This window comes from Cryobacterium algoritolerans, from assembly GCF_004402785.1.
GTDB classification, from domain to species: domain Bacteria; phylum Actinomycetota; class Actinomycetes; order Actinomycetales; family Microbacteriaceae; genus Cryobacterium; species Cryobacterium algoritolerans.
Genome location: NZ_SOFP01000080.1, coordinates 1 through 1,660 on the forward strand (window position 1 = coordinate 1; position 1,660 = coordinate 1,660).

Annotated in this window: 1 protein-coding gene and 1 pseudogene; one reads left to right on the forward strand and one right to left on the reverse strand. The window is 64.6% G+C overall.

The window, feature by feature from the left end:
- Positions 1 to 370, reverse strand: a 370-nt coding sequence (locus E3O19_RS16465) for a hypothetical protein (RefSeq protein WP_198413936.1), incomplete at its 3' end; no start/stop codon positions are given.
- 606 nt (positions 371 to 976) lie between these two features.
- Between E3O19_RS16465 and E3O19_RS16475 the strand changes: the two are divergent.
- Positions 977 to 1,366 (forward strand): annotated as a pseudogene (locus E3O19_RS16475) (transposase); the annotation flags it as partial.
- Positions 1,367 to 1,660 lie beyond the last annotated feature (294 nt).

Consider the following 1,660-nt stretch of genomic DNA (forward strand, 5'->3'; position numbering starts at 1 on the left):
GCAGGGTATCCGGCAGCCCGAGGAAGGTACGGGCTTCGGTGGTGAGGCGCTGGTGCAGCACGTTACCCATTTCCCTGGCGAACAGGGGGGCGTGCTCGCGCGCGAGCAGTAGCAGGACGATGAGGATAATGCGGTCGTTGACAACTGAGGGGCGGCCGCCGGGATGCTTCCCGGCCCGGTCCTTCTGCCGCCAGGCCACCACTCGTTCGACGACGTGTGACTCGTCGATCATCTTCGCCGCCTTCGTCACATCGCCGATGTCGAACTTGGAAGTCCGCCCGGAGGTGGTGCCGATGGCGTCGTCGAGGAGATGCTCGAATTCGTTGTCCGTGTCGTCCGCTTCGAGGGGAGCGTCTGTCACGGCGCTCATCGGGCGTTCTCGTGTCCGGTGGTGATGTTGCGGTAGTCGACCAAGTCGTGGCGGTTCATAACGCGCACGTAGGGNCGTCCAGGGGCAGTCCAGCGTTGAGCTGGAGGACGATCCAGGTGGCTCGCAGTCTGGTAGCGGATGGGGTTTGCTCGTCGGGGTCGTCGATTCCGAGTTGGTGGATGACGCGGGCCGGGTAGCCGGGCGGCCGGTATCCGGAGAAGGCGAATTCCTGGGCGGGTCGGTCGGCGAGGGAGAGTGTAAGTGTGGTCACCCACTGTCTATGCAGGGGGACCAGGCGTGGCTGTTTCCCGTGCACGGTGACGGTCATGCCGCGTGCATCGGTGGAGATGTCACCGACCCGGGCAGTGGAGATTTCCTCCGCTCGGAGGCCGGCACCGGCTCCGAGCGCGAGGAGCACGTGTGCGTTGCTGCGCCGCGCCAGGTTGTTCCGGCGCGCGGCGGAGCTTCGAAAGGAAATGAGGTCCCGGTCCGTGTAGGGGTTGACTGCGCGCGGGTCTTTCAGGTTCAGGCGGGCGGGCACGGTCTGGGTGAAGTGGGCGGCCATGATGTTCAGACGCTGGGTCGTTTGGTACTGGCGGCGATTCGCCCATGTTCCCGGAGGTCATGGCTTCGCTCAGCGTCGACCGGATCGGCCCCGGACGGGCTCGCACTCGACCCGACCGGGTACTTGCAGACAAGGCCTACTCGGCTAAAGCGCACCGGGCCATGCTGCGAAAGCGAGGCATCCAAGTCGTTATTCCTGAACGCTCCGACCAGGTCGGCAACCGGAAACGCCGCGGACGAAACGGTGGCCGTCCGGTCGGCCTCGACAAAGAGGCGTACAAGCGCCGCAACGTCATCGCGCGTTCGTTCAACACCCTCAAGCAGTGGCGCGGACTCGCCACCCGCTACGACAAACTCGCCCTCACTTATCGAGGTGGAGCTGTTCTGAGCGCCCTCGTGGTGTGGTTACACGAATTAGGAGACACGCCCTAGGATCCTCTGGCGGGGGTGCTCCCAGGTCACCGCGAGCGGAACACGATTCGCGGAAATCAAGCTCTCGACAGCCCCCATCCTCCGGCGTCGGTTTCACCGGGCTTCGCACCGCCCGCACCGCAGCAATCGGCGCAGGGCTTTATTTGGTTTGGCCGTCGTGCGCTCGGCCACCGCACCACCGCCGTCTAGATGAGTGAGTCCTAATCGATTGGCTTCGCGCTGATCGCGGAGTCCGATTGGACTTCTCCCGCGTGGACGCTGTTAATCGAAGGCGGAGGGTGTTAAACCCTGTTT